The organism is Sphingosinicella sp. (genome assembly GCF_052388015.1).
GTDB lineage: Bacteria > Pseudomonadota > Alphaproteobacteria > Sphingomonadales > Sphingomonadaceae > Allosphingosinicella.
On sequence record NZ_JBQTIN010000033.1, the window covers coordinates 11,954 to 36,991 of the forward strand.

A 25,038-nucleotide genomic window follows, 5' to 3' on the forward strand; every position below is an offset into this window, starting at 1 on the left:
TGGTCCGCACTCCAATATAGTGCTAAACGCACTATTGGAGCGTCCCAATGCCAAGATTGCACCGCAACCGCCAGGCGCTGATCGAGCGCGCCGCCGCCTTGTTCGCCACCCGTCCGGCGGAGCAGCTCGGTCTGCAGGCGATCGCCGAGGCCTGCGACGTCTCGATGTGGGCCCTGCGCTACAATTTCGGCGACGCGGAGACCTTGTTCCACGCGGTCGCGGCACAGCTCATGGACCGGGTGGAGGCGCTGTCATCCGGCCGCCCGTCCGACGAGGCGCAAACGACGATCGACGCCCTCGCATCCCACGCGGCCTTCCTCGCCGATCTGTTCGCGAGCGACGCCTATCGCGACATGCTGCTGCCGATGCTGCGCGGCCGCGACCGCGCCTGGCTCTGCGACGCCTATGAGCGGCGGATCCTTGCCTTGCTCTGCCGTCAGGTCGAAGCCGTTGTGCAAGAGAGCGGCCGGCTCCGCGGAGTGACGATCCTGATGCGCGACGGGGCGGCGCGGCGGCTGGTCAAGCGGCTGGAGACGGCGTTCGCGCTGGCACCCTTGCTCCCGGCTGGCGAGCCGCCGGCGGCCGACGAGCGCGAACGGCTGCTCGGCGAGGCGGTGCGCGAGGCGTTCGCCGCCACCTATCTGTTCGAATGGAGCGTTCCCGCCGCCGCTTGAGCTTGGGCTGACGCGCGGCGCTGTGCTAGGCGCGGCGCGTGACCGGCTTTTCCGCTGTTTCGGTGAGCGCGACCCTGCTCGCTTATCATCATCGCGAGCGGCGGGGGCCGACGATCGTCTTCCTGCCCGGCTACGCCTCGGACATGGCCGGGGCCAAGGCGCTCGCGCTCGACGCCTGGGCGGCGGCGAACGGGCGGGCGATGTTGCGCTTCGACTATTCGGGCTGCGGCGAAAGCCCGGGCGAATTCGAGACACAGAGCCTCGCGCAGTGGCGCGACGACACGCTCGGCATGATCGACGAGGTCGTCGAGGGGCCGGTCCTGCTGGTCGGCTCGTCGATGGGCGGCTGGCTGATGTTGCACGCGGCACTCGCCCGGCCGGAACGGGTCCTCGGCTTGATCGGCATCGCCGCGGCGCCGGACTTCACCGGCTGGGGCTTCACCGAGGAGGAGAAGCTGACGATCCTCTCGGCGGGGCGTCTGGAGCAGCCGAATCCCTATGGCGACGCGCCGACGGTCACCAGCCGGGCCTTCTGGGAAAGCGGCGAGGCGATGCGGCTGACGCACGCCCCGATCGCGATCGACTGCCCGGTGCGGCTGTTGCACGGGCAGCGAGACCCGGATGTCCCCTGGGCCTGGTCGCTCAGGCTGACGGAGCTGATCCGTTCACCCGACGTTCGGTTAAGTCTGGTCAAGGACGGCGATCACCGGCTGTCGCGCGATTCCGATATCGCCTTGCTGACCGCCACCGTCGCCGATTTGATGGAGCAGCTCGACCCGTGACCTTTCCCGTGGTTGCATTCCTTTTCGCGCTTCAGCTCGGGCCGGGCGGCACGCCCACCCCCAATCAGGCGCCGGTCGTGCCGCCGCCGCCGCGCGCGCGGCCGGAGGCGGCCGCTCCCGCGGCGCCGTCGCGTCAGGCCGCGCCGGCCATGGACGGGCTCACCGAGGGCCGCTACCGCGCCTGCGTCGCGCGGGTGCGCGAGAATCCGGAACAGGCGATCCAGGCGGCGAGCACGTGGCGCGTCGATGGCGGCGGCATCTATGCCCGGCTCTGCCTCGGCCTCGCTTATGTGGCGCTCGAGCGCTGGGGGCCGGCGGCGACGGTCTATGAGCAGGCGGCCGCCGAGGCGCAGAATGCGGGCGACATCCGCCGCGCCGATTTCCTGGTCCAGGCCGGCAACGCCTGGATCGCGGCCGGCCAGCCGACCCGCGCCGTGCTGGCGCTCGACGCGGCGCTGGCGACGACCAACCTGACCGACGAGCTGCGCGGCGAGGTCCACCTCGACCGGGCCCGGGCGATGGTCGCGCTCAACAATCTCGCCGCCGCCCGGCAGGACATCGACCGCGCCGGATCGCTGGTGCCGGGCGACCCGATGGTCTGGTACCTGTCCGCCGAGCTGGCCCGGCGCGAGAGCAACCTCGCCCGCGCCGAGACCGACATCCAGCGGGCGATGAGCCTGGCCGGCGACAATCCGGACATCGTCCTGCTCGCCGGCACCATCGCCGGCCAGCGCGGCGACCGCGCCCGGGCCGAGGCGCTCTACCGCCGAGTGGCCCAGCAGGCGCCGAACACCGATGCGGGCCGCGCCGCCGCCGCGAGCCTGGCGGCGGGACCAAGCCCGGCGCCGCCGGCGCAGTCGCCCGTGCAACCCCGCTAGGCGGCGCCCAAACGCTCCCGAACCTGCTTCCGGTAACGCCGGCTCAGCCGCAGGCAGCGGCCGGACTTCAGGATGATTTCGTGCTCGCCATTGCTCTGCAGCTCGAGGCCCTGCACGCGATCGAGATTCACGATCGCCGAGCGATGGATACGGGTGAAATTGTCGCCGAGATCCCGTTCGAGCTCGGCCATGGTGCGGCGGATCAGATGCGTCTCCCGCCCGACGTGCAGGCAGGAATAATAGTCCGCGGCTTCCACCCAATCCACGTCCGACACATTGATGAAATGCAGCTGACTGAGCCCTTTCACGACGAGCCTGCGCGGCGCCTGTTGACGTGACGCATGGAGCGCGATCTTCTCCTTGGCGCGAGCCAGCATCCGCGTGAAACGCGCGTCGTCGAACGGCTTCAGCAGATAGTCGAGCGCGCCCGCCTCGAAGGCGCGCAGCGCATAGTGATCGTGGGCCGTGACGAAGATGATCGTCCGCGGAAGGTCAGTGCCCAGCAATTCCAGGACATCGAAGCCGTCGCACTCGGGCATCTGCACGTCGAGGAACAAGAGGTCCGGTTGCCGGCGCTGGATGGCCGCGACCGCTTCCGCTCCCGACGCGCACTCCTCGATCGATCCGATCTCGGGGTCATCGCTCAGCAGAAGCGTTAGATTGCGCCGGGCGAGCGGCTCGTCATCGACGACGAGGGCGCTGATCCGCGTCATGCGGCATCCGCCAGCGGCAGCGTGACGACCACCTCGACGCCGCCGCCAGCCGCGTTCCTGACGAGCAGGTCGGCGGCGTCGCCATGCATGATCTGCAGCCGCCTGCGCAGATTGGCGAGGCCGACGCCGCCGCCCTTCGACTCCCAGTCGGCCGCGAGGACCGGGCCGTCATTGGTGACGGTGAGGGACAGCGCCGCACCCTGTCTCGCCGCCGCGACGCGGATCTCGCCGCCCGCCACCCGCTCCGCGGCCCGTGTTTGATGGCGTTTTCCACGAGAGGCTGAAGCAGGAGGCTGGGGACCGTCGCGTTCATCAGCGCGTCGGGAATGTCCGCGCCGTAGCGGAGGCGATCGCCGAAGCGGACCTTCTGGATGTCGACATAGCGCCGCACATATTCGACCTCCTCGGCGAGCGTCGTCTCCGGCTGGTGGTTCCGGGACGCGCGGCGGAGGATCTCGCTGAGGCCGACGATCATCTCGACCGCCGCCGCCTTGCGATCGTCGCGCACCAGCCCGGCGATGGAATTCAATGTGTTGAACATGAAATGCGGCTCCATCTGGCGGAGCAGAGCCGCGAGCTGGGCCTTCGAAAGCTCCTCGCCCAGCAAAGCGGTCTCGGTCACCTTGCGCGCGACCTTGTCCCGCGAATCTACCAGATAAGTAATTGCCAGGATCAGCAGATAGGCGAACAGGCAGATCAGGCCGTGGAAGATGAGCGTCGCGCTGAGCGTGTCCCAGAAGGTCGGCGCCGTGCGATGGGCCCAGGGATTGAACAGCATGTGGAGCGCCGCCGACCACCCTTCGGCGATCAGGGTGATGCCGAGGAGCGCGATGAGGTGCGCCGCGACGCCGCGCGCGGTCGGGGCGGGGATGACCGGATGACGCCGCGCCAGCTCGATGACGAAGGGCGTGGCCAGCGCCCAGGGCAGCCAGCCCGCCATTTCGACCACGAACAGCAGCGCTTCCCCGCCGTGCCGCCCCAAAGAGTGCTGGATGAGGATGGATTGTGTGGCCTCGAACAGGGCGGCGGCGAACCAGAAGATGGCGATCCATCGCCAGCCGATCATCGGCGCGGAAGGGGCGGCGGCGTGGGTCATGACGCCCGCTTTAGTCGAACCTGGGGCAAACGCCGCAACAATGCAGCGAAGCGCAGGCTCGGTGCAGCGAGCCGTCTTCGCCCGCATCGTCGACCTCCTTAGGCTTGGCGCTCCACATCCAAGGAGCTTCTATGCACGGCCTCGCGCCTCTGACCCGCCTCGGCGGGATCGTCCTCACTTGCGCCATCGCCGTGCCGGCGGCCGCGCAGGACAATGCCGTCGCCAATGCAGCCGACGCGTTCGGCGAGCGCGCCGGGATCGAGCAATCGGGCCTCTATACCGAGAGCCAGGTGCGCGGCTTCGATCTCAATGACAGCGGCGCCTATCGCATCGACGACGCCTATTTCAGCCGCGCCCAGGCGCTGGACGACACGATTCTGGCGGGCGTCAGTGTGCGCGTCGGCGTGAACGCGGCGCGGCTCCCCTATCCCGCTCCCTCCGGTGTCGTGAACTACCGGCTGCGCGAGGCGGGGCCGGCGAACGAGCTGCGCGTCGGTACGGGCTTTCGCGATTTCGGGACCTGGCTGCTTCAGGGCGATCTTTCGCTCCGCGCCGGGCCGTTCAGCCTCGCCGGCGGCGTCATATGGCGCCCCGACTGGCGTCTCGCGCGCGGCGAGCGCGGCTCGGCCCGCAATGGCGGCGCCGTGGTCGGCTGGACCATCGCGCCCGGCCATCGGCTGCGGGTGTTCGGATCGATCAACGACCGCGAATATGATGGCGACTATGCGATCATCCCGACCGCGGGGGCGGTCCCGCCCAATCTCAGGCCGCTGCATCAATATTCGCCGGACTGGGCGCGGACCATCGGCACGACGATCAACCTTGGCCTTCTGTACCGCGGCGAGATCCACCGTTTCACGGTCGACGCATCGGCCTTCCGCTCGCGATTCTCCCTCGACAACGCGGACAACACTTTGATCTCGGCCGACGCGGACGGGAACGCGACTGCCGTCACTTTGCGCACGCCGAAGCGCGACTACCGGGTCGCGGACACCGGCGAGATCCGGCTGGCGCGCGCGTTCGAGACCGGCGATTTCGGGCACCAGATCACGTTGGCCGCGCGCGGCCGGCACACCGTGACCGAACTCGCCACCAGCCTCGCCATTCCGCTGGGCGCGTTCGACCTCGCGACCGGCGACCCGCCGGAGGTTCCCGAACGCCCTTGGTCCGGCACGCGCGGCGACGACGTCGTCAGGCAAACTATCGTCTCCGCGGGCTATGGCCTGACCTGGCGCGACCGGGTGCAACTGCGCTTCGGCGTGCACCGGACGCGCTACGACAAGACGGTGCGCTCGACGTCCGGCCTAACGAGTGAGCGCGTCAGCAACACGACCGACTACAATATTTCCGCCGTCGTTAACCTGACCGATCGGTTCGCTTTGTTCGGAAGCTGGGTGACGGGGCTGGAGGAAAGCGGCTCGGCGCCCGCGTCCGCGACCAACCGCGAGGAGGTTCTGCCGCCGGTGCAGACCGAACAATTCGAGCTTGGCGCGCGCTACGCGATCACGCCGCGACTGACCCTGATCGGCGCGCTGTTCCAGGTCTCCAAGCCGACCCCGGGTTTCCGCGGCGACGGATCATTCGGGCTGGTCGGCGAGGTCCGGCACCGCGGCTTCGAGGCCTCGATCGCCGGGCAACTGGACGATGCGACGCGGGTCGTCGCCGGAATGGTGCTGTTCGATTCGGATGTGACCGGGCCGCTGGTCGATGCCGGCATCGTCGGGGGGAGCGCGGCGGGCATCTCGCAATTCGTCGTCAACGCCAATATCGAGCGGCGGCTTTGGGAGGGCTGGTCGGTGGACGCCGGCGTCAGCCATCTCGGCGAACGCTGGGCCGATACGGCGAACAGCTTCAGGGCGCCGGCGGTGACGACGTTCAGCCTCGGCGTTCGGGGGCGCTTCAGCCTGGCCGGCCGCCCGGCGGAGCTGCGCGTGCTCGCCTCGAACCTCGCCGGCGAAGAAGGCTTCCTCGTCGCGCCTTCCGGCCTCCTCTCGCCCATCGCGCCCCGCACAGTGCGCGCGATCCTCACGCTCGGTTTCGGCCCGCGCCGCTAGCGAGCGGCGCGGCGCGGGCCGCCCCTCGGGTCAGTTCAGATAGAAGTCGATCGTCGTCACGACGCGGACTTTCTGGAACGGCGAGTCGCGCTCGCCCGAGCCTTCCTCGCTGACGTCGCCGTCGCGCGCGCCGACCGAGAAATAGCCCTGCGTCGCCGAGCGGATGCCGCCCACCGCGGTGCCGCTGTCGGCGGCGAAGCGGTCGGCGACGTCGCGCGCGTTGCGCGTCGCCTCGGTGATCATCTCGGGCTTGATGTCGTTGAGGCGGGTGAAGTTGTACTGCATGCCCGATCCGTCCTGGATCGCGACCCCGGCGCGGATCAGGTTGAACTGCAGCGCATGGGCCTGCCGCGCCCGCATCACGTCGGTGGTGCGCAGCTGGATGCGGCGGTTGATCGTGATCTGGTTCTCGCCGCGGTTGGTGTCGTAATATTGGTTCACCGAGCCGCCGCCATCGGTCACCGCCTCGGCCGGGAAGCCGGCGCGCCGGAAGAACTCGTTCACGGTCGCCGTGTCGCGGTCGATCTCGGCCTGCACGGCCGAGAGGTCACTGCCCTGCGCCGAAAAGCTGATGTTCCAGGTCGCGAGGTCGGCGGTGACGTTGCGCTCGGCGAGGCCGCGCACGGTGACGGCGCGGTCGGCCATGCGGGCGCGCCGCATGCCATCGCCGAGCAGATAGCCGCCAAGGATCACGCCAATGGCGAGGATTCCCGCCGCGACCCAGATGATGATACGATTGCCCGTGAAACGCTCGGACATGATATAGATCCTTCCCCTTGGCCGGGCGCGATTGCCCGGCACGGCTCATCCATGCGCCGCGCACGATGAACCGTGCATTTATGTCGATGAATTGAGGCGGTGTCCATGAAATATCTGCACACGATGATCCGCGTTTCGGACCCGGCGGAAACGCTGCGCTTTTTCGAGGTGCTCGGGCTCAGGGAAGTGCGGCGGATGGACAACGAACAGGGGCGGTTCACCCTGATCTTCCTCGCCGCGCCGGGCGACGAGCAGGCGCAGATCGAGCTCACCCACAATTGGGACGTTCCGCAGGAAGGCTATGGCGAGGGCCGCAATTTCGGCCATGTCGCCTATGAAGTCGACGACGTCTACGACACCTGCCGGCGACTGACCGAGGCCGGCTACGCGATCAACCGGCCGCCGCGGGAAGGCCGGATGGCCTTCGTCCGCACGCCGGACAACATTTCCGTCGAGCTGCTGCAGAAAGGCGGTCATCTCCCCGTCGCGCAGCCTTGGGCCTCGATGCCGAATACGGGCCATTGGTGATGAGCGCTGGCCTCCTCGCCGTCCTGCTGGCTGCCGGCGCGCCGATGGTCGTCGTTCCCGGCGGCGAGGCGCGATTTGCCCCCATCGATCCCGCCCGGCCCGACGGCGCGGCGATCGCGGTGCTCCGCGGCGACCCCGCCGCCGGCCCCTCCGACATGCTGCTGCGGATAGGCCGCGGCGAGGGGCGACTCCATGTCCACAGCGCCGACTATCGCCTTGTCGTGCCCAGCGGCACGATGCGCCATCGCGCGGCGGATCAAGCGGGCGAGACCGCCGATCTCGGCCCGGGTAGCTACTGGTTCCAGCCGGGCGGCGTCGCCCATGCCGATTCCTGTCTCAGCGAGCAATGCGTCATGTTCATCAGTTGGACGGGCCCGCGCGACGCGCGGCTCGCCGAGGGCGAGTCGCGATGATCGAGGTCGTCCGCATCCCGGTTCTTTCGGACAATTACGTCTGGCTCGTTCACGAGCCCGATTCGGGCGAGACGACGGTGATCGATCCCGCCGTCGCCGACCCGGTGCTGGCCGAGGTAGTGAAGCATGGCTGGCAGATCACCCAGATCTGGAACACCCACTGGCACCCGGACCACACCGGGGGCAATGCGGCGATCAAGGCGGCGACCGGCTGCACGGTGACCGCGCCGGCGGCCGAGGCCGGGCGCATCCCGACGCTCGATCGCGCGGTGGGCGAGGGTGATATCGTCTGCCTGGGCGAGATCGAGGCGGAGGTGATCGAGGTCCCGGCCCACACCGCCGGCCACATCGCCTATCTGCTGCCGAGCGAATGCGCCGCCTTCGTCGGCGACACATTGTTCGCGATGGGCTGCGGCCGGCTGTTCGAGGGCACACCGGCGCAGATGCATGCGAACATGCAGCGGCTCGCCGCGCTGCCGCCCGACACACTCGTCTATTGCGCCCACGAATATACGCTCGCCAACGGCCGCTTCGCGCTCACCGTCGAGCCGGACAATCGCGCCCTCGTCGAGCGGATGGCCGAGGTCGAGGCGCTGCGCGCCCGCGGCGAGGCGACGGTGCCGACGACGATTGCGCTCGAGCGCGCCACCAACCCCTTCATGCGCGCCGGCTCGGTCGAGGAGCTGGCCAAACGACGGGCGGCGAAGGACGCGTTCTAGTTCGCCGGGAGCAGGCTACCGCTTGTACAGCGCGTCGAGCCGCTCGCCGTAAATGCTCTTGATCACGTGGCGACGGATCTTGATCGAGGGCGTCAGCTGCTCGTTCTCGACCGTGAACGGCTCGTCGGCGATGATGAAGCGGCGGACCTTCTCGATCACCGACAGATCCCGGTTCACCCGGTCCACCGCCGCCGACAGCGCCTTCACATAATCGGGGTCGTGGGCGAGCTCGTGGAAATGGCATTCGCGCTTGTTCGCGGCGCACCAATCGGCGGTCCATTCCGGATCGGGGACGATGAGGCCGACCAGATAAGGCCGCTTGTCGCCGGCGACCATCGCCTGGACGATCTCGCTCTGGAGGGTCAGCATTCCCTCCACCTTTTGCGGTGCGACATTGTCGCCCTTGTCGTTGACGATCAGATCCTTCTTGCGGTCGGTGATGACGATGCGACCGGCCTCGTCGACATGACCGACGTCGCCGGTGTGCAGCCAGCCGCCGACCAGCGCGCGCGCCGTCTCCGCTTCGTTGCGCCAGTAGCCGTGCATGACCAGCTCGCCGCGGACCAGGATTTCGCCATCCTCGGCGATCCGGACCTCGACCTTGTCGAGCGGCGGGCCGACCGTGTCCATCTTGAGGCCAGCCTTGGGCCGGTTGCAGGAGATGACCGGCGCCGCCTCGGTCTGGCCATAGCCCTGCAGCATATTGAGGCCGAGGGCGTGGAAGAAGATGCCGACCTCGGGATTGAGCGGCGCGCCGCCCGACACCATCGCCTTGATCCGGCCGCCGAACTTCTTGGCGATCTTCGGCCTCAGGGTGCGGCCGAGGAAGAAGTTCATCGGCTTGTCCCAGACGGGCACCGAACCATGATAGTCCTTGGCGCCGATCGAGAGCGCGCGGCCCATCAAATAGCTGGTGAGGCCACCCTGTTTCTCGACCTGGTTGAGGATGCGCTGGCGCAGCACCTCGAACAGCCGCGGCACGACGACCATGATCGTCGGGCGCACCTCCTCGATATTGGAGGCAAGCTTCTCCAGCCCTTCCGAATAATAGATCTGGCCGCCGAGGCCGATCGGGAAATGCTGGCCGCCGGTATGCTCATAGGCGTGGGAGGCGGGGAGGAAGGAGAGGAACACCTCGTCGTCCCAGCCGAAATCCTCCGAGATCAGCTTCGCGCAGCCCTCGATATTGCAGAGGATCGCGCCATGATGCTGCATCACGCCGCGCGGGGCGCCGCCGGTGCCGGAGGTGTATATGATGCAGGCAAGCTCATTGCGCAGGAAGATCGCGCCGGCGGCGGCCGCGGCGACGTCGGTGTGCTCGGCCGCGATCAGGGCCGCCCAGTCGTGGAAGGCGACCGTGCCGGCCTGCCCGCCTGGCAATTTTTCGATCCCGATCACATGTTCGCAGACGTTCGAGCGCACGGCGGCCGGAAGCAGGTTTTTCGCCAGCTTCTGGGTGGAGACGATCACCGCCCGGGCGCCGCTGTCGTCCAGGATATGCTGGTGATCGCGCTCGGTGTTGGTGATGTAGGTCGGCACGGTGACGCAGCCGGCGGCCATAATCGCGAGGTCGGAGATCAGCCATTCCGGCCGGTTCTCCGAGACCAGCATCACCCGGTCGCCGGGCCGAAGGCCCAAGCGAGTCAGCGCGGAGGACAGGTTGGCGACCTGCTCGGCCGCCTGCTTCCAGCTCGTCGGGCGCCATTCGCCCCCGATCTTCGCCCACAGGAAGGGCACGTCGCCCTTGGCGGCGGCGCGGGCGAAGAACATCGTGACGAGGTTCGGAAAATGTTCGAGCTGACGGCTCATTGCAATGACACCCCTCCGGCCCCGCGCGGCTTTGCCGCGTCCGAGCCCGCTTCCTAATCCGCTTGCCGCCAAAGCGCCAACCCGATCGGGTGTGGACGGGTCCCGGCGGCTTGGCTAGGTCCGCTCCGATGGGTGGGCTGCTCCGGTTCTTCTGGCTGATCGCGGCGGTCGCGCTTGCCGGCTGCGCCACGCCCTCGCGCCAGACCGCCACGACCCAGCCGCAGCGGCAGATTTACGTGATCGCCGCCAATCCGCTCGCCGCCGAAGCCGGAATGAGCGTGCTGCGCCGCGGCGGCAGCGCGGTCGACGCGGCGATCGCGGTCGAGGCGATGCTGAGCCTGGTCGAACCGCAGAGCTCGGGCCTCGGCGGCGGCGGGTTCATGACCTATTACGACGCCGCGCGCGGCCGGGTGACCGTCTATGACGGCCGCGAGACCGCGCCGGCCGGCGCCACCACGGACATGTTCCTCGACGACAACGGGCAGCCGCTGCCGTTCCGTACGGCGGTGCTGAGCGGCCGCGCCACCGGCGTGCCGAGCGTCGTGCGGATGCTCGACATGGCCCACCGTGCGCACGGCCGGCTGCGCTGGAACAGCCTGTTCAGCGACGCGGAGCGGACGGCGCGCGACGGCTTCATCGTCAGCCCTCGTCTCGCCCGGATGATTGCGAGTTCCGCGCCGCAGGCCGGAACGCCCGATTCGCGCGCCTATTTCGCGGAAGGCGACGGAACCTTGCTCGATCTGGGCGATCGCCTGCGCAACCCGGCCTATGCCGATTTCCTCCGCCGCTTGGCCACCGAAGGGCCGAACGCGCTCTATCGCGGACCGACCGCCGCGCGGATTCTCGCCCGGGTCCGCGAGGGCGCGCTGCCGGGAGCGATGACCCAGGCCGATCTCGACGCCTATCGGCCGATCGAGCGCGAGCCGCTCTGCCGTCCGTTCCGCGTCTATGTCATCTGCGTGCCGCCGCCGCCGTCGAGCGGGGTCGGGCTGTTGCAAGTCATCGCAATGCTGGAGCGGACCGATATCGCCGCGCGGGGCCCGAGCGATCCGCAGGGCTGGTTCCTGTTCGCCGAGGCGAGCCGGCTGATGTACGCCGACCGCGACCAATATGTCGGCGATCCCGCCTTCGCGCAGGTGCCGGTCGATGGGCTGCTCGACCCCGCCTATGTCGCCTCCCGCGCGGCGCTGATCGGCGCGCAGGCTGGGTCGCCACCGCTCGCGGGAACGCCGCCCGGGTCCGCGACGGCCGCGCGGGATATGACCCGCGAACCCGCCGGCACCACCCATTTCATCGTCGGCGACGCTCAGGGAAATGTCGTGTCGATGACGGCGACGGTCGAATCGATCTTCGGCTCCGGCCGGATGGTCGACGGCATGTTCCTCAACAACCAGATGACCGATTTCTCGTTCAGCGCGCGTGACGCGGCAGGACGGCCGGCGGCGAACGCGGTCGCGCCCGGCAAGCGCCCGCGCTCGTCGATGACCCCGGCGATCATCCTCGATGCGCAAGGCCGGTTCGTCGGCGCGATCGGCTCTCCCGGCGGCAATGCGATCCTGGCCTATGTCGCCAAGGCTTTGGTCGGGATGATCGATTGGGGTCTGCCGGTGCAGCAGGCGATCGATCTGCCGAACCTCATCGCCCGCGGCGGCGCCTTCCAGGGCGAGGTCGACCGCTTCCCGCCCGGCGTCGTCGAGGCGCTGCGCGCGCGCGGCGTCGAGGTCCGCTCCGGCCAGGGCGAGGATTCGGGGTTGCACGGGGTGATGTGGCGCAATGGCCGGCTCGACGGCGGCGCCGACCGCCGACGCGAGGGCGTCGTGCTGATCGAGCCGGCGCGCTGAATCGTTCGAGTCATCCCGGCGGAAGCCGGGACCCATGAACTCGGCATATTCAGGAATGCGATTGGGCCGGAACGCTCAGCCGAAAACCAGGTGGTCATGGGTCCCGGCTTCCGCCGGGATGACTCCCTCTAAGACTAGCCGACGGCCTCGGCGACCGAGGCGAAGCCATCGCGTTCCAGCAGAGTCTTCAGCTCGGCGTTGATCTGTCTCGCGAGGCCGGGGCCCTTGTAGACGAGCGCGGTGTACAGTTGGACGAGGCTCGCTCCGGCGCGGATGCGAGCATAAGCGTCGGCGCCGCTGGCGATCCCGCCGGCCGCGATCAGCGGCAGCGCACCGCCGGTTGCCGCGCGGAAATCCTTGAGCCGCTGGAGCGCCAGCGCCTTCAGCGGCGCGCCGGACAAACCACCGGTTTCCTGCGCGTGTCTGGATCGGAGTGGCGGCCGGGTAGTCGTGGTGTTGCTGACGATCAACGCATCGATCTTCCGCTCGGATGACACCGCGACGATGTCGTCGATGTCGGCCGGCTCCAGGTCCGGCGCGACCTTCAGGAAAACGGGCACCTTGCGCTCGTTCGCCGCCATTACCGCGGCGAGCAGCTCATCGAGCGCCCCTTTGTGCTGCAGCGCGCGCAGGCCTGGCGTGTTGGGCGAGGAGATGTTGATGGTGAGATAGTCGGCGACCGGGCACATTATCCGCGCGCCCAACGCATAGTCGGCGACTCTGTCTTCGCTGTCCTTGTTGGCGCCGATATTCACACCGACAATGCCATCCTTCCAATCGTAACGCCGCGCGTGCAGCCGCGGCCACGCATTGTCCTGTCCGCGATTGTTGAAGCCCATGCGGTTGATGATGGCCTCGTCCTCAACCAGCCGGAACAGCCGCGGCTTCGCATTGCCCCGCTGCGGCAGCGGTGTCAGCGTGCCGACTTCGACGCAGCCGAAGCCGAGGCCCAGCATCTCGTCGGCCACCTCGGCATCCTTGTCGAAGCCCGCGGCGAGCCCCACCGGATTTAGGAAGGTGAGCCCGGCGACCTCGATCGCGAGCATCGGATCGGGCTCCGGCGGCCGGCCAGCAGGTTTCAGCTTCAGCGCCCGGATCGTCAGCCGGTGCGCCCGCTCGGGATCGAGCGCGAAGGCCAGCGGGCGGAAGAGCGGGTAGAGCGCCATTCTCCCACCCCTGTCATTGCGAGCAGAGCGAAGCAATCCAGTCACGCTCTGGATCGCCACGGTCCTTCGCACCTCGCGATGACGGTTGAAGTAATGGTCCGTCGCGACTAGATGACAAATCGGAACGATTTGATCTTATTTGAGAATCGTTCGCAATTGGGAACGGATATGCGTCTTTCCAGTCTTGCGGACTATGCCGTCGTGATGATGTCGGCCGCCGCGCGCCACTGCGGGCAGGCCAAGGTCAACGCGACGACCCTGGCCGCCGAGACGCGCATCCCGCTCCCCACCGCGCAGAAACTGGTCAGCAAGCTCTCCGCCGCGGGCCTGCTCGAATCGACCCGCGGCGTCGGCGGCGGCGTCCGGCTCGCCCGGCCGCCGGCCGCGATCAGCCTCGCCGACATCATTGAAGCGGTCGAGGGGCCGATCGAGATGACGAGCTGCATCGATGCCGGCCGGCATGAATGCGCGCTCGAAAGCTGCTGCCAGGTCCGGCCGCACATGAGCGTCGTCAACGGCGCGGTGCGCGGTGCATTGGCGGGGGTCTCGCTGGCCAATCTCTCCTGCGCTCCTGCGAAGGCAGGAGCCCAGGCCTGGGCCCCGGCCTTCGCTGGGGAACGGGTGGCGTCATGACCGATGTGAAAAACCGCGAGGCGATCGAAGCGGCGGAGCGCGCCGCCAGTTATGAGTTCGGCTGGTCGAGCGAGATCGAACAGGAGTTCGCGCCCAAGGGGCTGAGCGAAGACACCGTCCGCTTCATCTCCGCGAAGAAGCAGGAGCCGGAGTGGATGCTGGAATGGCGGCTCAAGGCCTGGCGCGCCTGGCTGACCATGGCGGAGGTCGACTGGGCGAAGCTCGACATCCCCCCAATCGATTTCCAGGACGCTTATTATTACGCCGAGCCGAAGGCGAAGCCGAAGCTCGGCAGCCTCGACGAGGTCGATCCCGAAATCCTGCGCGTCTACGAGAAGCTCGGCATCCCGATCGAGGAGCAGAAGGTGCTTGCCGGCGTCGAAGGCGCGCGCAAGGTCGCCGTGGACGCGGTGTTCGACAGTGTCAGCGTCGCCACCACCTTCCGCAAGGAGCTGGAGGCGGCCGGCGTCATCTTCCGCTCGATCAGCGAGGCGATCCGCGAATATCCCGATCTGGTCCGCAAATATCTCGGCAGCGTCGTGCCGCAGCGCGACAATTATTATGCCTGCCTCAACAGCGCGGTCTTCTCCGACGGCACCTTCGTCTATGTGCCGGAGGGCGTGCGCTGCCCGATGGAGCTCAGCACCTATTTCCGCATCAACGCCGAGAATACCGGCCAGTTCGAGCGCACGCTCATCGTCGCCGACAACGGCAGCTATGTCTCCTATCTCGAAGGCTGCACCGCGCCGATGCGCGACGAGAACCAGCTGCACGCGGCGGTGGTCGAGCTCTACGCGCACGAGGACGCGGAGATCAAATATTCCACCGTCCAGAACTGGTATCCGGGCGATGCCGAGGGGCGCGGCGGCATCTACAATTTCGTCACCAAGCGGGCGATCTGCGCCGGCGCGCGCTCCAAGGTGTCGTGGACGCAGGTCGAGACCGGATCGGCGATCACCTGGAAATATCCGTCCTGCATCCTGAAGGGCGAGAACAGCGTCGGCGAATTTTATTCGGTCGCGCTCACCAACAACCGGCAGCAGGCCGATACCGGCACCAAGATGATCCATATCGGCGCCGGCAGCCGATCGACGATCGTTTCCAAGGGCATTTCGGCGGGCCGCTCGAACAACACCTATCGCGGGCTGGTGCGGGTGCAGGGTGGCGCCGAGAACGTCCGCAACTTCACCCAGTGCGACAGCCTGCTGCTCGGCGACAAATGCGGCGCCCACACCGTGCCGTACATCGAGGTCCGCAATCCCTCGGCGCAGATCGAGCATGAGGCGACCACCTCCAAGATCAGCGACGACCAGCTCTTCTACGCGATGAGCCGCGGGCTTTCGCAGGAGGATGCCGTCGCCCTGATCGTCAACGGCTTCGCCCGGGAGGTGCTGCAGCAGCTCCCGATGGAGTTCGCGGTCGAGGCGCAGAAGCTGCTGGGGATCAGTCTGGAGGGCTCCGTTGGCTAGCGCCTACTTTTTCGAGGAAACGACCTATTGGTCGCCCGGCGATGAGGACGCGCATTTTGCGTGGCTGGATCGCATCGCTGCGATCAATGGCGTGCGCGGCGAAGGTCGCCGACTGTTCCTCGATATCGACGCGCAAAAGCTGACAGCCGCAGACCTTCGCGAACTGCAGGCGGTCTATCGACGCTATGGCGGCGACCTCGCTCAGCTCGACGGTCTAGACGCGCTCACGGATTCGGAATGATGCTCAAAATCGATAACCTCCACGCCACCGTCGACGGCAAGGCGATCCTCAACGGGATCAGCCTCACCCTGAACCCGGGCGAGATCCATGCGATCATGGGGCCGAACGGGTCGGGCAAGTCGACGCTCGCCTACGTCCTCGCCGGGCGGCCGGGCTATGAGGTCACGAAGGGTTCGGTGACCTACCTTCCTCCCCTCCCGCTGGCGGGAGGGGTCGGGGGAGGGGCTGTCGATGCACGCTCCGACCCAACAAGCCCTCCCCTAACCCCTCCCGCAAGCGGGAGGGGAATCGACCTGCTCGCCCTCGAGCCGCACGAGCGCGCCGCGCTCGGCATGTTCCTCGGCTTCCAGTATCCGGTCGAGATTCCGGGCGTCTCCAACGTCCAGTTCCTGCGCACCGCGCTCAACGCCCAGCGCCGCGCGCGGGGCGAGGCGGAGCTTTCGGCGGGCGATTTCCTGCGCCTGGCGCGCGAGCAGGCCGGCAAGCTCGGCTTCGACATGGATATGATGAAGCGCGGCGTGAACGTCGGCTTCTCGGGGGGCGAGAAGAAGCGGGGCGAGATGGTGCAGATGGGGATCATCGATCCCAAGCTCGCCATCCTCGACGAGACCGACAGCGGCCTCGACATCGATGCGCTGCGCGTCGTCGGCGAGGGCATCAACCGGATCATGCGCGCGCCCGACAAGGCGGTGCTGCTGATCACTCATTACCAGCGGCTGCTCGACATCGTTGCGCCGGATTTCGTCCATGTGCTGGCCGGCGGGCGGATCGTCCGCTCCGGCGGGCCGGAGCTGGCGGTCGAGCTCGAGCGTGAGGGCTATGGAGAGATGGCGGCGTGATGGCTGCATTCGCCTCTACCCTTCGTCATTCCGGACTTGATCCGGAATCCACCTGCCTCGCAGCGTTGTTCGAAGGAGAAGGTGGATGCTGAATCGAGTCCGGCATGACGGAACAGCGGTTGAAGCCGGCATTTTCCTACATGCCCCCGTTCATGGCATTGGCGCGGCTATGGCCTGCCGTCGCCCAAGGTTGTTGAACCTGTCGAATGGAGCGTCCGGAAGGGCCACTTTTTTTGCTCCAGGGAAGCTGAAACTTATGAAACTTCCGGCCCGTTTCGGGTGCGGAAGCACGGCGCGGTGATGTTGCTCGATCTGCCCTCGAATCGTGCGGAAGCGTGGCGCTGGAGCGACCTTTCGGCGCTGCCGGCGCTGGCCGATGCCGCGCCGAGCGGGCGCGTGCCGGAGGCGCTGCCCTGGATCGAGGCGGAGCATGAGGCGGCGCGGTTGCTGTTCGTCGATGGGAAGTTGGATGAGGGCCGCAGCCGGCTCGGTCCGGTCGAGATCGGCACTGTCACGGCCGAAACCTCCCACCCGCTCGGCCGCCTTGCGGGCAAATCCGGCTGGGCGCTTCGGCTCGGGCGCGACCATGCGGCGGGCGGGCTCGTCCAGATCATCCATGTCTCGACCGGCGCGGCCGATCATCTGGCCGCCGAGATGGCGCTGGCCGACGATGCGCAGGCGTCGATCGTCGAGACCTATATTGGCGATGGCTGGACCAACCGGCTGACCGCGATGAGCCTCGGCAAGGGCGCGCGGCTGATGCTGAGCCGGCGGGTATTGGGGACTGTCGGATTTGTCAGCTTGACCGACCACGCGAGCCTTGGCGAAGGCGCGAGTCTCGATCTCGCGACGCTTGCCGCCGGCGGGCGCGACACGCGGCTCGACGGCGAGATCGATCTCGACGGCGCGGGCGCCTTCGCCGAGGCGGGCGGCGCCTTGCTCGCCCGCGCCCGGCAGCGGCACGACGTCAATCTGGTGCTCCGCCACCGCGCCCCGTCCGGCACCAGCCGCCAGCTGTGGCGCTCGGTCGCCGACGACAAGGCGGCCTGCTCGGTCGCCGCCCGGGTCGAGGTCGCGCGCGATGCGCAGAAGACGGATGGCGAGCAGAGCCTGAAGGGCCTGCTGCTCAGCCGCGGCGCGACGATCAACGCCAAACCGGAGCTGGAGATTTTCGCCGACGACGTGAAATGCGCGCATGGCGCGACCGTCGGCGAGCTGGACCGCCGCGCGCTCTTCTATCTCGAAAGCCGGGGCGTGACTCCGGAGGAGGCGAAGGCCCTGCTCACCCGCGCTTTCGTCGCCGACGCGCTCGACCGGATCGGCGCGGTAGAGGTGCGGGACGCGTTCTACGCCGATGCGGAAGGGTGGTTTGGAGGCGGCGATGGCTGACGCAAGCAAGCCCCCTCTCCCGCTTGCGGGAGAGGGTTGGGGTGAGGGTGCGAGCGCGCGGCGCGAGCTTCTGACTCAGCAAGACCCTCACCCTGCCCTCTCCCGCGAGCGGGAGAGGGAAAGCACACCGCTCGATTGGCTCGCCGATTTCCCGGCGATTCCCGAGGGCTGGGCCTATCTCGACAGCGCCGCCACCGCGCAGAAGCCGCAGGCGGTGATCGACGCGATCGGGCGCGCTTATGGCGAAACCTACGCGACGGTGCATCGCGGCGTCTATCAGCGCTCGGCGGAGATGACGCTGGCGTTCGAGGCGTCGCGCAGGCGGGTGGCGGAGTTCATCAACGCGGCCGCGCCGGAGGAAATCGTCTTCGTCCGCGGCGCGACCGAGGGGATCAATCTCGTCGCGCAAAGCTGGGGCCGCGACAATCTGAAACCGGGCGATCGGGTGCTGCTCTCGACGCTCGAGCATCACAGCAACATCGTGCCGTGGCAGCTGGCGGGTGCTCAGATCGATGTGGTGCCGCTGACCGCGGACCATCGCATCGATCTGGACGCTTGTGCCGCGATGATCCGGCCGGAGCACAAGCTGGTTGCGCTCGCCCATGTCTCGAATGTGCTCGGCTCGGTGCTCGACGCAAAGCGCGCGGCCGAGATCGCCCATTCGGCCGGGGCGAAACTGCTGCTCGACGGCTGCCAGGCGGTGCCGCGCATGCCGGTCGACGTGCAGGCGCTCGATTGCGACTTCTACGTCTTCTCCGGCCACAAGCTCTACGGTCCGACCGGAATCGGCGTGCTCTGGGCGCGCGGCGAGATTCTCGACGCGATGCCCCCCTGGCAGGGGGGCGGCGCGATGATCGACAAGGTGACGTTCGAGAAGACGACCTACGCCCCGCCGCCGGCGCGGTTCGAGCCGGGCACGCCGCACGTCGTCGGCGTGATCGGGCTTCACGTGGCGATCGATTATGTGAGCGGGATCGGCCTCGACGCGATCCACGCGCACGAGACGGCGCTGGTCGCAGAGACGCGCGAGACGCTGCGCGGCCTCAATTCCGTCCGTCTGTTCGGGCCCGAGGATTCGGCCGGCATCGTCAGCTTCGCGCTGGAGGGGGTGCATCCCCACGATATCGGCACCATATTGGACGAGGAAAAGGTGGCGATCCGCGCCGGTCATCATTGCGCACAGCCCCTGATGGCGGCGCTTGGGGTCGACGCGACGGCGCGGGCGAGCTTCGGCGTCTATAACGGCCGGCGCGATATCGACGCGCTGACGCGCGGGATCGAGCGGGTAAGGAAGATTTTCGGGTGAACGAGGAACGCAAGATCGAGGCGCAAGAGGTGGAGGGCGTCGCCCCACCGCCCAAGGCACGCGTCTCCGATGTGCGCGAGGGCTTCGAGCGCAAGCGCGACTATCTCGAAGGCTTCCTCGCCCAGAAACCGGCCGAGCCATCGGCGATCGAACCCGCAGGCGACCTGTACGAGGCGGTGATCGAGGCGCTGAAGGATATCTACGATCCGGAAATCCCGGTGAACATCTACGATCTCGGCCTGATCTACGATGTCGAGATCACACCGGAGCATCACGCCAAGGTGAAGATGACGCTGACCACGCCGCATTGCCCGGTTGCCGAATCGATGCCGGGCGAGGTCGAGCTGCGCGTTGGCGCGGTGCCCGGGATCGGCGACGCCGAAGTCGAATTGGTCTGGGATCCGCCCTGGGACCCGCAGAAAATGTCCGACGAGGCCCGCCTCGAACTGGGAATGCTCTAGATGAACGTCGAAACCAAAATCCGCCAGCGACCCGCCGCCGTCACCCTGACGCCGGCCGCCGAGCAGCGTATCGCCGACCTGATGGCGCGCGCGCCGGAAGGCGCGATCGGCGTCAAGCTGTCGACTCCCCGGCGCGGCTGCTCGGGCCTCGCTTATTCGGTCGACTATGTGACCGAGGAGGTAAAGTTCGACGAGAAGATCGAGACGCCCGGCGGCGCCTTCTACATCGACGGTGCCTCGGTCCTCTATCTCGTCGGCTCGACGATGGATTGGAAGGAGGACGATTTCGCCGCCGGATTCCTCTTCGAAAACCCCAACGCCAAGGGCGCCTGCGGCTGCGGCGAGAGTTTCACCGTCTGATCTTGCTCAGGAGGGCAGATGCGCTGGATTGCAGGACTGGCCGCAGGCGCGGCGCTGCTGCTAGGGCCGACAGCCTCCGCCAATGACAGCAGCGCGGAAAGCGCCGCTGGCGGGCTGGTGCTCCGGCAGAACCGCGACATCGATATGCTGTCGGAGGACCTTTACGTCTCGGCCGCCGAGATCCGGGTCCGCTACGTCTTCCGCAACCGATCGCGCCGCCCGGTCCGCACGATCGTCGCCTTCCCGCTGCCCGACCGCAACCTCGCCGAATATGGCGACGGCGACCGCGGCTGGCCGCGCGACTTCCGCACCCAGGTCGACGGACGGCCGGTCCGGATGCAGGTCGAGCATCGCGCCTTTCTCGGCAATGTCGAACACAGCGCCCTGCTCCGCGAACTTCGCATCCCGATCGCTGCCGAGGTGGCGCTGTCCGAGCCGGGATCGCAGGCGATCGAGCGGCTGGCGCCGGGGCAGCGGGAGCGGCTGGAGCGGCTGGGGCTCATCGAAGGGTTCAACGACGGCGGGCGCCGGCGCTTCCAGCCGATGTGGATCGTGCGCGAAACCTGGCACTGGACGCAGACTTTCCCGGCCGGGCGCAACGTCACCGTCGCGCATCGCTACGCACCGGGCGCCGGCGGCACCGTCACCACCGGCCTGCTCAGCCACGAATACCGGCAGGGCGAGGGCATCCGCGAATGGCGCGAGCGCTATTGCATCGACGACGCCTTCATGGCCGGCGTCGACCGTCTCCAGGCGCGGGCGCGGGCCGGCGAGATCATCAATGTCGGCGAGGAATGGGTGAGCTATATCCTCACCACCGGCGGCAACTGGCGCTCGCCGATCGGCGAGTTCCGGCTGGTCGTCGACAAGGGCCTTCCGGGCAATCTGGTCAGCTTCTGTGGCGAAGGCGTCCGCCGCATCAGCCCGACGCAGTTCGAGATCAGGCGGCGCAACTGGCGGCCGACCCGCGACCTGAATGTCCTGATCCTGCGGCCGGACCGGCCGATCGACTAGAAGCCGAGGCTGAGCCGCACCGCGGCGCCGAGATCGTTGGGCGCGGCGGCGACATGGCCGGGCTGACGGCGCAGGAAGGCGTTGCCGCTGACGCTGCCGGCTCCGCGCAGGATCGGCAGCGAATAGACCGCCTCGAAGTCGATCTCCCGCCCGCTCGGGGCAAGACTGAACTCGCGCGAGGCATAGCCGGCGCTGGCCGTCTCATAGTCCCAGGAGACGGGCAGGTTCAGCCGATAGCCGCCGCTCCGCACCCGGAGCGGCTGGGCGACGCGAAAGGACAGGCTGTCGCCGCGCGCGAACAGGCCGGCGCGGCCGAGATCGGCCGACCAGGCGTCGGTGGAAAGCCGCCCGCCCGCGACCAGGCCGCCGCTCGCGCCCATGCCGGTCGTCCCGCGCCGGTAGCGCGCGCCGGCGACCCAGCCGCCGCCGAGATCGTAGCGCGCCGCCGCGTCGATGAAGAGGCTGCGCGCCCCGGTCGGCGCCATCGCGAAGCGGCCGCCCAGCACCGTCCCGTCTTCCTCGAGCCGGGCCAGCCCGAGCGACAGGTTGAGCGGGCCGAAGTCGCGGTCGGCGGTCAGCCCGAACAAGGCGTAGCGCGGGTCGGCGACGCCGTGCCGCGCGCCCGGCAGCAATACATCGCCGCGCTCGCCGGTGAGGGTCAAAGCGACCGGGCCGAGCCGCTGGCGCACACCGAAAGCGACGCCGCTGTCGGCCTGGAAGCCCGCCCGCCCCATCGGGTCGCGGGCGACGAGGAAGGCCGCGTCGCCGGTGTCGGCCAGCCGCTGCTGGAGCGTGCGGGCGCTTTCCGAAAAGCCCAGAGCTATCGCGGTGTCGCGGCTCAGCCTGCTGATCGCATGGCCGGCGACGAGCCGCGCGGCGCGCGCGTCCTCGCGGGTCAGCCCCTGCTGCGCCAGGCCGACATTGGGCTGACCGGCGAAATCGCGGCGCACCGTCACCGACACCAAGGCCGGGCCGGCTGCGGCATGACCGGTGGAAAGGCCGGTGCGGAGCCCCTGCGCCAGCGGCCGCTGCGCCGGCGCGCGGTTGAGCGCGCGCACCAGATCGGCGGCGAAGGCGCGCGAATAGCCGTCGAGGATGATCGCGCCGGCCAAGGCCGGCGTCGCATCGCCCATCGCCTCGGAGGCATCGCCTTCGCCAAGCTCGCCAACGGCCAGCGACGTGCCGGCGAGGGTGCTCGTCCCCATCGGCTGGAAGGCGCGGCCGATATTGATGATGCCGCGGCCATAGACAGTGTCGGCGCCCGCCGCCCCGGCATCGTCCGCCGAAGTGAGCAGGATCGAGACGATCTGGGCGCCGGTAAGGTTTGGGAAGGCGCTGGCGAGCAAAGCCGCCGCGCCGCTGACGATCGGCGCCGAGAAGGACGTCCCGGAGCCGTTCACCTGAACCCCGTTCTCGTTGATCGTGCGCACGCCGAGGCCAAGCGCAGCGAGATAGACCTGGGCCGACGTGCCGGCGCGGTTCGAAAAGCTCGCTATCGTCCCGCTCGAATCGATCGCTCCCGCGATGATGATCTGGCTGCCATTGGCGCCGCTGGCGGTCTCGGCGGCGAAACCGTCCGGGTTCGCGGCGCTGTCATTGCCAGCCGACATCACGATCACGATCCCGGCCGCGACCGCGCGGTTGACCGCGTTGATCACCTGCTGGGTGGTGCCGTCGCCGCCCAATGAGATGTTGATCACCCGCGCGCCGTTGACCCGCGCGACGTCGATCGCCTGGGAAATGTCGGTGCTGCTGTGCTGGCACCCGTCCTGAGGGTCGCAGTCATTGGGGTCGGACGTGTTCAGTGACAGGATGATCGATTCGAACGCGACGCCCATCGGGCCGCTGCCGTTGCGCGCCGCGGCGATCACCCCGGAAACGGCTGTGCCATGCCCGTCCTCGTCGACCACGCCGCGGCTCAGCACCATGTCGCCGCTCGCTGCGTGGATCCGCCCGGCGAACTCGGCGAGGCTCGGATTGATGCCGGAATCGACCACCGCGACAATTGTGTTCTGGCCGCGACCGCCCGCGTTCCACGCGTTGATCGCGCCCGACGAGACCGCGCCGGTGGAGCGGCGATATTCGGCATCGTCGAAATTCACCGCCGGCGGCGGTGGCGGCGGGGGTGGCGGCGGCGGGGGTGGGGGAGGCGGTGGCGGAGGAGGGGGCGGCGCCGGCGGCGGGGCGGCGATCGGCTCGACGCCACCGCCGCCGGTGCTGCCGCCGCCGCAGCCCGACACCGCGAGCGCAACGGCGCACACGGTAAGGGCGAGGCGAGCCTTGGTCGAGTCGATGCGCATGACCGTCGCTACTATCTGATTGAAACTTAATCGATTTCCTGGACGCAGGATAGAGCCGAAATGCTTTCATTTTGCTGAAGGCCACATGCTCGGCTAGGGCGCTCGCCATGATCCCCGCTCTGGCCCATGTCGACGACTGGATCTTCGATCTCGACAATTGCCTCTATCCCGCCGCGACCAACCTGTTCGCTCTGATCGACGTCCGGATGGGCGAATATATCCAGCGCCTGCTCGGCTGCGACCCGGTGGAGGCGCGTAGCGTTCAGAAGCGGCATTTCCTCGAACATGGCACGACGCTCGCCGGTCTTATGCGTTCGCATAACGTCGATCCGCGCGAATTCCTCTGCTTCGTCCACGATATCGATCTCGCCCGGATCGCCGCCGACCCGGCTTTGGTCGCGGCGCTGGACCGGCTGCCGGGGCGCAAGTTCGTCTTCACCAATGCCAGCGAGGATTATGCGGCGCGGGTGCTTGAGCGGCTCGGCCTCGCCAACGCCTTCGACGGCCTGCACGACATCCATGCGATGAACTATGCGCCCAAGCCCGATCCGGCCTCCTACCGGGCGCTGTGCGAGCGGTTCGGGATCGAGCCGACGCGAGCCGCCTTCGTCGAGGACATGGCGCGCAACCTGATCCCGGCAAAGGCGCTCGGCATGACCACGATCTGGGTCGACAACGGCTCCGAGAAAGGCGGCCATGACGCAGACCATGAGGCGATCGATTTCGTCACCCATGACGTCGGCGCCTGGCTGCACGAGATACTCGAAGAGGAAATGGCATGACGCTCCAGGCGGTGATCGAGAAGGCGTGGGAGTCGCGCGACGCGCTGGAGCCGACGGCCGAGCTTCGCGAAGCAGTCGATGAGGCGATCCGGCTGCTCGACAGCGGCGCGGCGCGGGTCGCCGAGCCGGGGCCGGGCGGCTGGACGGTCAACCAGTGGCTGAAAAAGGCGGTGCTGCTCTCCTTCCGGCTCAATCCGATGGCGGCGATCTCCGGCGGCCCCGGCGGCGCGCATTGGTGGGACAAGGTGCCGTCGAAGTTCGCCTGGTGGAGCGACGCCGAGTTCGAGACGGCGGGTTTCCGCGCCGTGCCCGGCGCGATTGTCCGGCGCGGCGCTTATGTGGCGAAGGGCGCGGTGCTGATGCCGAGCTTCGTCAACATCGGCGCCTATGTCGGCGAGGGGACGATGGTCGACACCTGGGCGACGGTGGGGAGCTGCGCCCAGATCGGCCGCAACGTCCATATCTCCGGCGGCACCGGGATCGGCGGCGTGCTCGAGCCGCTCCAGGCCGGGCCGGTGATCGTCGAGGACGATTGCTTCATCGGCGCCCGCGCCGAAGTGGCGGAGGGAGTGGTCGTCGAGCAAGGGGCGGTCATCTCGATGGGGGTGTTCCTCGGCGCCTCGACGAAGATCGTCGACCGCGCCACCGGCGAGGTGATCTACGGCCGCGTCCCGGCTTATTCGGTGGTCGTCCCCGGCACCCTCCCCGGCAAGGATGGCGGCCCGAGCCTCGCCTGCGCGGTGATCGTCAAGCGTGTGGACGCGAAGACGCGGAGCAAGACCGGCATCAACGAGCTGCTGCGGGACTAGGCG

General features: G+C 68.3%; 25 protein-coding genes. 19 read left to right on the plus strand and 6 right to left on the minus strand.

The genetic code is table 11. The features are described from left to right. Positions 1 to 47 precede the first annotated feature (47 nt). Genes ACT4N3_RS02595 through ACT4N3_RS02605 form a run of 3 tightly spaced genes read left to right on the plus strand, consistent with a single transcriptional unit; the run spans position 48 to position 2,334 of the window. A complete protein-coding gene (locus tag ACT4N3_RS02595; protein ID WP_444853646.1) occupies positions 48 to 674 on the plus strand; it encodes a TetR/AcrR family transcriptional regulator in 627 nt (208 codons plus the stop codon). A gap of 38 nt (positions 675 to 712) precedes the next feature. Next, positions 713 to 1,456: an alpha/beta fold hydrolase gene (locus tag ACT4N3_RS02600; RefSeq protein ID WP_444853647.1), complete on the plus strand. Its 744-nt coding sequence runs from the start codon at positions 713 to 715 to the stop codon at positions 1,454 to 1,456. Continuing rightward, complete coding sequence (locus ACT4N3_RS02605) at positions 1,453 to 2,334, plus strand: tetratricopeptide repeat protein (RefSeq protein ID WP_444853648.1); 882 nt, start codon at positions 1,453 to 1,455, stop codon at positions 2,332 to 2,334. Before ACT4N3_RS02600 ends, ACT4N3_RS02605 begins: the two co-directional genes overlap by 4 nt. On the opposite strand, the gene ACT4N3_RS02610 is transcribed toward ACT4N3_RS02605, so the two are convergent. Then, positions 2,331 to 3,047, minus strand: a complete 717-nt coding sequence (locus tag ACT4N3_RS02610) for a LytR/AlgR family response regulator transcription factor (RefSeq protein WP_444853649.1) — start codon at positions 3,045 to 3,047, stop codon at positions 2,331 to 2,333. The genes ACT4N3_RS02605 and ACT4N3_RS02610 overlap by 4 nt on opposite strands. Then, a complete protein-coding gene (locus ACT4N3_RS02615; RefSeq protein WP_444853650.1) occupies positions 3,016 to 4,143 on the minus strand; it encodes a sensor histidine kinase in 1,128 nt (375 codons plus the stop codon). The genes ACT4N3_RS02610 and ACT4N3_RS02615 overlap by 32 nt, the downstream gene beginning before the upstream one ends. 131 nt (positions 4,144 to 4,274) lie before the next feature. On the opposite strand from ACT4N3_RS02615, the gene ACT4N3_RS02620 reads away from it, so the two are divergent. After that, positions 4,275 to 6,197, plus strand: a complete 1,923-nt coding sequence (locus ACT4N3_RS02620; RefSeq protein ID WP_444853651.1) for a TonB-dependent receptor domain-containing protein — start codon at positions 4,275 to 4,277, stop codon at positions 6,195 to 6,197. Positions 6,198 to 6,227: 30 nt separating this feature from the next. Here the strand turns inward: ACT4N3_RS02620 and ACT4N3_RS02625 are convergent, their stop codons facing one another. Next, complete coding sequence (locus tag ACT4N3_RS02625) at positions 6,228 to 6,956, minus strand: SIMPL domain-containing protein (protein ID WP_444853652.1); 729 nt, start codon at positions 6,954 to 6,956, stop codon at positions 6,228 to 6,230. Between the two features lie 105 nt (positions 6,957 to 7,061). On the opposite strand from ACT4N3_RS02625, the gene ACT4N3_RS02630 reads away from it, so the two are divergent. From ACT4N3_RS02630 to gloB, 3 genes are read left to right on the plus strand one after another with little or no spacing between them, the layout of a single operon-like run. Next, positions 7,062 to 7,484, plus strand: coding sequence for a VOC family protein (locus tag ACT4N3_RS02630; protein ID WP_444853653.1), 423 nt, complete (start codon positions 7,062 to 7,064; stop codon positions 7,482 to 7,484). Continuing rightward, positions 7,484 to 7,897, plus strand: a complete 414-nt coding sequence (locus ACT4N3_RS02635; protein WP_444853654.1) for a DUF4437 domain-containing protein — start codon at positions 7,484 to 7,486, stop codon at positions 7,895 to 7,897. The genes ACT4N3_RS02630 and ACT4N3_RS02635 overlap by 1 nt, the downstream gene beginning before the upstream one ends. After that, positions 7,894 to 8,616: a hydroxyacylglutathione hydrolase gene (gene gloB, locus ACT4N3_RS02640; RefSeq protein ID WP_444853655.1), complete on the plus strand. Its 723-nt coding sequence runs from the start codon at positions 7,894 to 7,896 to the stop codon at positions 8,614 to 8,616. The genes ACT4N3_RS02635 and gloB overlap by 4 nt, the downstream gene beginning before the upstream one ends. A 15-nt stretch (positions 8,617 to 8,631) precedes the next feature. Here gloB and ACT4N3_RS02645 read toward each other — a convergent pair whose 3' ends face one another. Beyond that, the gene (locus tag ACT4N3_RS02645; protein WP_444853656.1) at positions 8,632 to 10,425 is read right to left on the minus strand and encodes an AMP-dependent synthetase/ligase; all 1,794 of its coding nucleotides are present in this window, start codon (positions 10,423 to 10,425) and stop codon (positions 8,632 to 8,634) included. Between the two features lie 128 nt (positions 10,426 to 10,553). Here ACT4N3_RS02645 and ggt point away from each other — a divergent pair, with 128 nt between their 5' ends. After that, positions 10,554 to 12,266 carry a gamma-glutamyltransferase gene (gene ggt, locus ACT4N3_RS02650; RefSeq protein WP_444853657.1) on the plus strand — a complete coding sequence of 571 codons (1,713 nt, stop codon included), beginning with the start codon at positions 10,554 to 10,556 and terminating at the stop codon, positions 12,264 to 12,266. Positions 12,267 to 12,400: 134 nt separating this feature from the next. On the opposite strand, the gene ACT4N3_RS02655 is transcribed toward ggt, so the two are convergent. After that, a complete protein-coding gene (locus ACT4N3_RS02655) occupies positions 12,401 to 13,432 on the minus strand; it encodes a quinone-dependent dihydroorotate dehydrogenase (RefSeq protein ID WP_444853658.1) in 1,032 nt (343 codons plus the stop codon). 168 nt (positions 13,433 to 13,600) lie between these two features. On the opposite strand from ACT4N3_RS02655, the gene ACT4N3_RS02660 reads away from it, so the two are divergent. The 9 genes from ACT4N3_RS02660 to ACT4N3_RS02700 all read left to right on the plus strand — a co-directional run bounded on the left by ACT4N3_RS02660 (position 13,601) and on the right by ACT4N3_RS02700 (position 21,144). Then, positions 13,601 to 14,065 carry an SUF system Fe-S cluster assembly regulator gene (locus ACT4N3_RS02660; protein ID WP_444853659.1) on the plus strand — a complete coding sequence of 155 codons (465 nt, stop codon included), beginning with the start codon at positions 13,601 to 13,603 and terminating at the stop codon, positions 14,063 to 14,065. Beyond that, the gene (gene sufB, locus ACT4N3_RS02665; RefSeq protein WP_444853660.1) at positions 14,062 to 15,534 is read left to right on the plus strand and encodes a Fe-S cluster assembly protein SufB; all 1,473 of its coding nucleotides are present in this window, start codon (positions 14,062 to 14,064) and stop codon (positions 15,532 to 15,534) included. The genes ACT4N3_RS02660 and sufB overlap by 4 nt, the downstream gene beginning before the upstream one ends. Further along, a complete protein-coding gene (locus tag ACT4N3_RS02670; protein ID WP_444853661.1) occupies positions 15,527 to 15,775 on the plus strand; it encodes a hypothetical protein in 249 nt (82 codons plus the stop codon). Before sufB ends, ACT4N3_RS02670 begins: the two co-directional genes overlap by 8 nt. After that, positions 15,775 to 16,614: a Fe-S cluster assembly ATPase SufC gene (gene sufC / locus ACT4N3_RS02675; protein WP_444853662.1), complete on the plus strand. Its 840-nt coding sequence runs from the start codon at positions 15,775 to 15,777 to the stop codon at positions 16,612 to 16,614. Before ACT4N3_RS02670 ends, sufC begins: the two co-directional genes overlap by 1 nt. A 300-nt stretch (positions 16,615 to 16,914) precedes the next feature. Then, positions 16,915 to 18,003, plus strand: coding sequence for a SufD family Fe-S cluster assembly protein (locus tag ACT4N3_RS02680; protein ID WP_444853663.1), 1,089 nt, complete (start codon positions 16,915 to 16,917; stop codon positions 18,001 to 18,003). Beyond that, complete coding sequence (locus tag ACT4N3_RS02685; RefSeq protein WP_444853664.1) at positions 17,996 to 19,309, plus strand: cysteine desulfurase; 1,314 nt, start codon at positions 17,996 to 17,998, stop codon at positions 19,307 to 19,309. The genes ACT4N3_RS02680 and ACT4N3_RS02685 overlap by 8 nt, the downstream gene beginning before the upstream one ends. Then, positions 19,306 to 19,770: an SUF system Fe-S cluster assembly protein gene (locus tag ACT4N3_RS02690; RefSeq protein ID WP_444853665.1), complete on the plus strand. Its 465-nt coding sequence runs from the start codon at positions 19,306 to 19,308 to the stop codon at positions 19,768 to 19,770. The genes ACT4N3_RS02685 and ACT4N3_RS02690 overlap by 4 nt, the downstream gene beginning before the upstream one ends. Beyond that, entirely contained in the window at positions 19,771 to 20,130 is a 360-nt protein-coding gene (locus ACT4N3_RS02695; RefSeq protein ID WP_444853666.1) for a HesB/IscA family protein, read from the plus strand. An 18-nt stretch (positions 20,131 to 20,148) separates the two neighbouring features. Beyond that, positions 20,149 to 21,144: a DUF4424 domain-containing protein gene (locus tag ACT4N3_RS02700; RefSeq protein WP_444853667.1), complete on the plus strand. Its 996-nt coding sequence runs from the start codon at positions 20,149 to 20,151 to the stop codon at positions 21,142 to 21,144. Here the strand turns inward: ACT4N3_RS02700 and ACT4N3_RS02705 are convergent. After that, positions 21,141 to 23,444, minus strand: a complete 2,304-nt coding sequence (locus ACT4N3_RS02705) for a S8 family serine peptidase (RefSeq protein WP_444853668.1) — start codon at positions 23,442 to 23,444, stop codon at positions 21,141 to 21,143. The two genes, ACT4N3_RS02700 and ACT4N3_RS02705, sit on opposite strands and share 4 nt — an antisense overlap. 107 nt (positions 23,445 to 23,551) lie before the next feature. Here ACT4N3_RS02705 and ACT4N3_RS02710 point away from each other — a divergent pair, with 107 nt between their 5' ends. Both ACT4N3_RS02710 and dapD read left to right on the plus strand, forming a co-directional pair. Continuing rightward, on the plus strand, positions 23,552 to 24,226 hold the full coding sequence (locus ACT4N3_RS02710; RefSeq protein ID WP_444853669.1) for a pyrimidine 5'-nucleotidase: 675 nt from the start codon (positions 23,552 to 23,554) through the stop codon (positions 24,224 to 24,226). Continuing rightward, the gene (gene dapD / locus ACT4N3_RS02715) at positions 24,223 to 25,035 is read left to right on the plus strand and encodes a 2,3,4,5-tetrahydropyridine-2,6-dicarboxylate N-succinyltransferase (protein ID WP_444853670.1); all 813 of its coding nucleotides are present in this window, start codon (positions 24,223 to 24,225) and stop codon (positions 25,033 to 25,035) included. Before ACT4N3_RS02710 ends, dapD begins: the two co-directional genes overlap by 4 nt. Positions 25,036 to 25,038 lie beyond the last annotated feature (3 nt).

Excerpts from the sequence above, each read along its gene's own strand:
- ACT4N3_RS02710 (WP_444853669.1), top strand. The coding sequence starts at position 23,552 with ATGATCCCCGCTCTGGCCCATGTCGACGACTGGATCTTCGATCTCGAC.
- ACT4N3_RS02625 (WP_444853652.1), bottom strand. The coding sequence starts at position 6,956 with ATGTCCGAGCGTTTCACGGGCAATCGTATCATCATCTGGGTCGCGGCG.
- ACT4N3_RS02680 (WP_444853663.1), top strand. The coding sequence starts at position 16,915 with ATGTTGCTCGATCTGCCCTCGAATCGTGCGGAAGCGTGGCGCTGGAGC.
- ACT4N3_RS02620 (WP_444853651.1), top strand. The coding sequence starts at position 4,275 with ATGCACGGCCTCGCGCCTCTGACCCGCCTCGGCGGGATCGTCCTCACT.
- ACT4N3_RS02700 (WP_444853667.1), top strand. The coding sequence starts at position 20,149 with ATGCGCTGGATTGCAGGACTGGCCGCAGGCGCGGCGCTGCTGCTAGGG.
- ggt (WP_444853657.1), top strand. The coding sequence starts at position 10,554 with ATGGGTGGGCTGCTCCGGTTCTTCTGGCTGATCGCGGCGGTCGCGCTT.
- dapD (WP_444853670.1), top strand. The coding sequence starts at position 24,223 with ATGACGCTCCAGGCGGTGATCGAGAAGGCGTGGGAGTCGCGCGACGCG.
- ACT4N3_RS02610 (WP_444853649.1), bottom strand. The coding sequence starts at position 3,047 with ATGACGCGGATCAGCGCCCTCGTCGTCGATGACGAGCCGCTCGCCCGG.
- gloB (WP_444853655.1), top strand. The coding sequence starts at position 7,894 with ATGATCGAGGTCGTCCGCATCCCGGTTCTTTCGGACAATTACGTCTGG.
- ACT4N3_RS02645 (WP_444853656.1), bottom strand. The coding sequence starts at position 10,425 with ATGAGCCGTCAGCTCGAACATTTTCCGAACCTCGTCACGATGTTCTTC.
- ACT4N3_RS02655 (WP_444853658.1), bottom strand. The coding sequence starts at position 13,432 with ATGGCGCTCTACCCGCTCTTCCGCCCGCTGGCCTTCGCGCTCGATCCC.
- ACT4N3_RS02635 (WP_444853654.1), top strand. The coding sequence starts at position 7,484 with ATGAGCGCTGGCCTCCTCGCCGTCCTGCTGGCTGCCGGCGCGCCGATG.
- sufB (WP_444853660.1), top strand. The coding sequence starts at position 14,062 with ATGACCGATGTGAAAAACCGCGAGGCGATCGAAGCGGCGGAGCGCGCC.
- ACT4N3_RS02595 (WP_444853646.1), top strand. The coding sequence starts at position 48 with ATGCCAAGATTGCACCGCAACCGCCAGGCGCTGATCGAGCGCGCCGCC.
- ACT4N3_RS02705 (WP_444853668.1), bottom strand. The coding sequence starts at position 23,444 with ATGCGCATCGACTCGACCAAGGCTCGCCTCGCCCTTACCGTGTGCGCC.
- ACT4N3_RS02685 (WP_444853664.1), top strand. The coding sequence starts at position 17,996 with ATGGCTGACGCAAGCAAGCCCCCTCTCCCGCTTGCGGGAGAGGGTTGG.
- ACT4N3_RS02630 (WP_444853653.1), top strand. The coding sequence starts at position 7,062 with ATGAAATATCTGCACACGATGATCCGCGTTTCGGACCCGGCGGAAACG.
- ACT4N3_RS02695 (WP_444853666.1), top strand. The coding sequence starts at position 19,771 with ATGAACGTCGAAACCAAAATCCGCCAGCGACCCGCCGCCGTCACCCTG.
- ACT4N3_RS02660 (WP_444853659.1), top strand. The coding sequence starts at position 13,601 with ATGCGTCTTTCCAGTCTTGCGGACTATGCCGTCGTGATGATGTCGGCC.
- sufC (WP_444853662.1), top strand. The coding sequence starts at position 15,775 with ATGCTCAAAATCGATAACCTCCACGCCACCGTCGACGGCAAGGCGATC.
- ACT4N3_RS02615 (WP_444853650.1), bottom strand. The coding sequence starts at position 4,143 with ATGACCCACGCCGCCGCCCCTTCCGCGCCGATGATCGGCTGGCGATGG.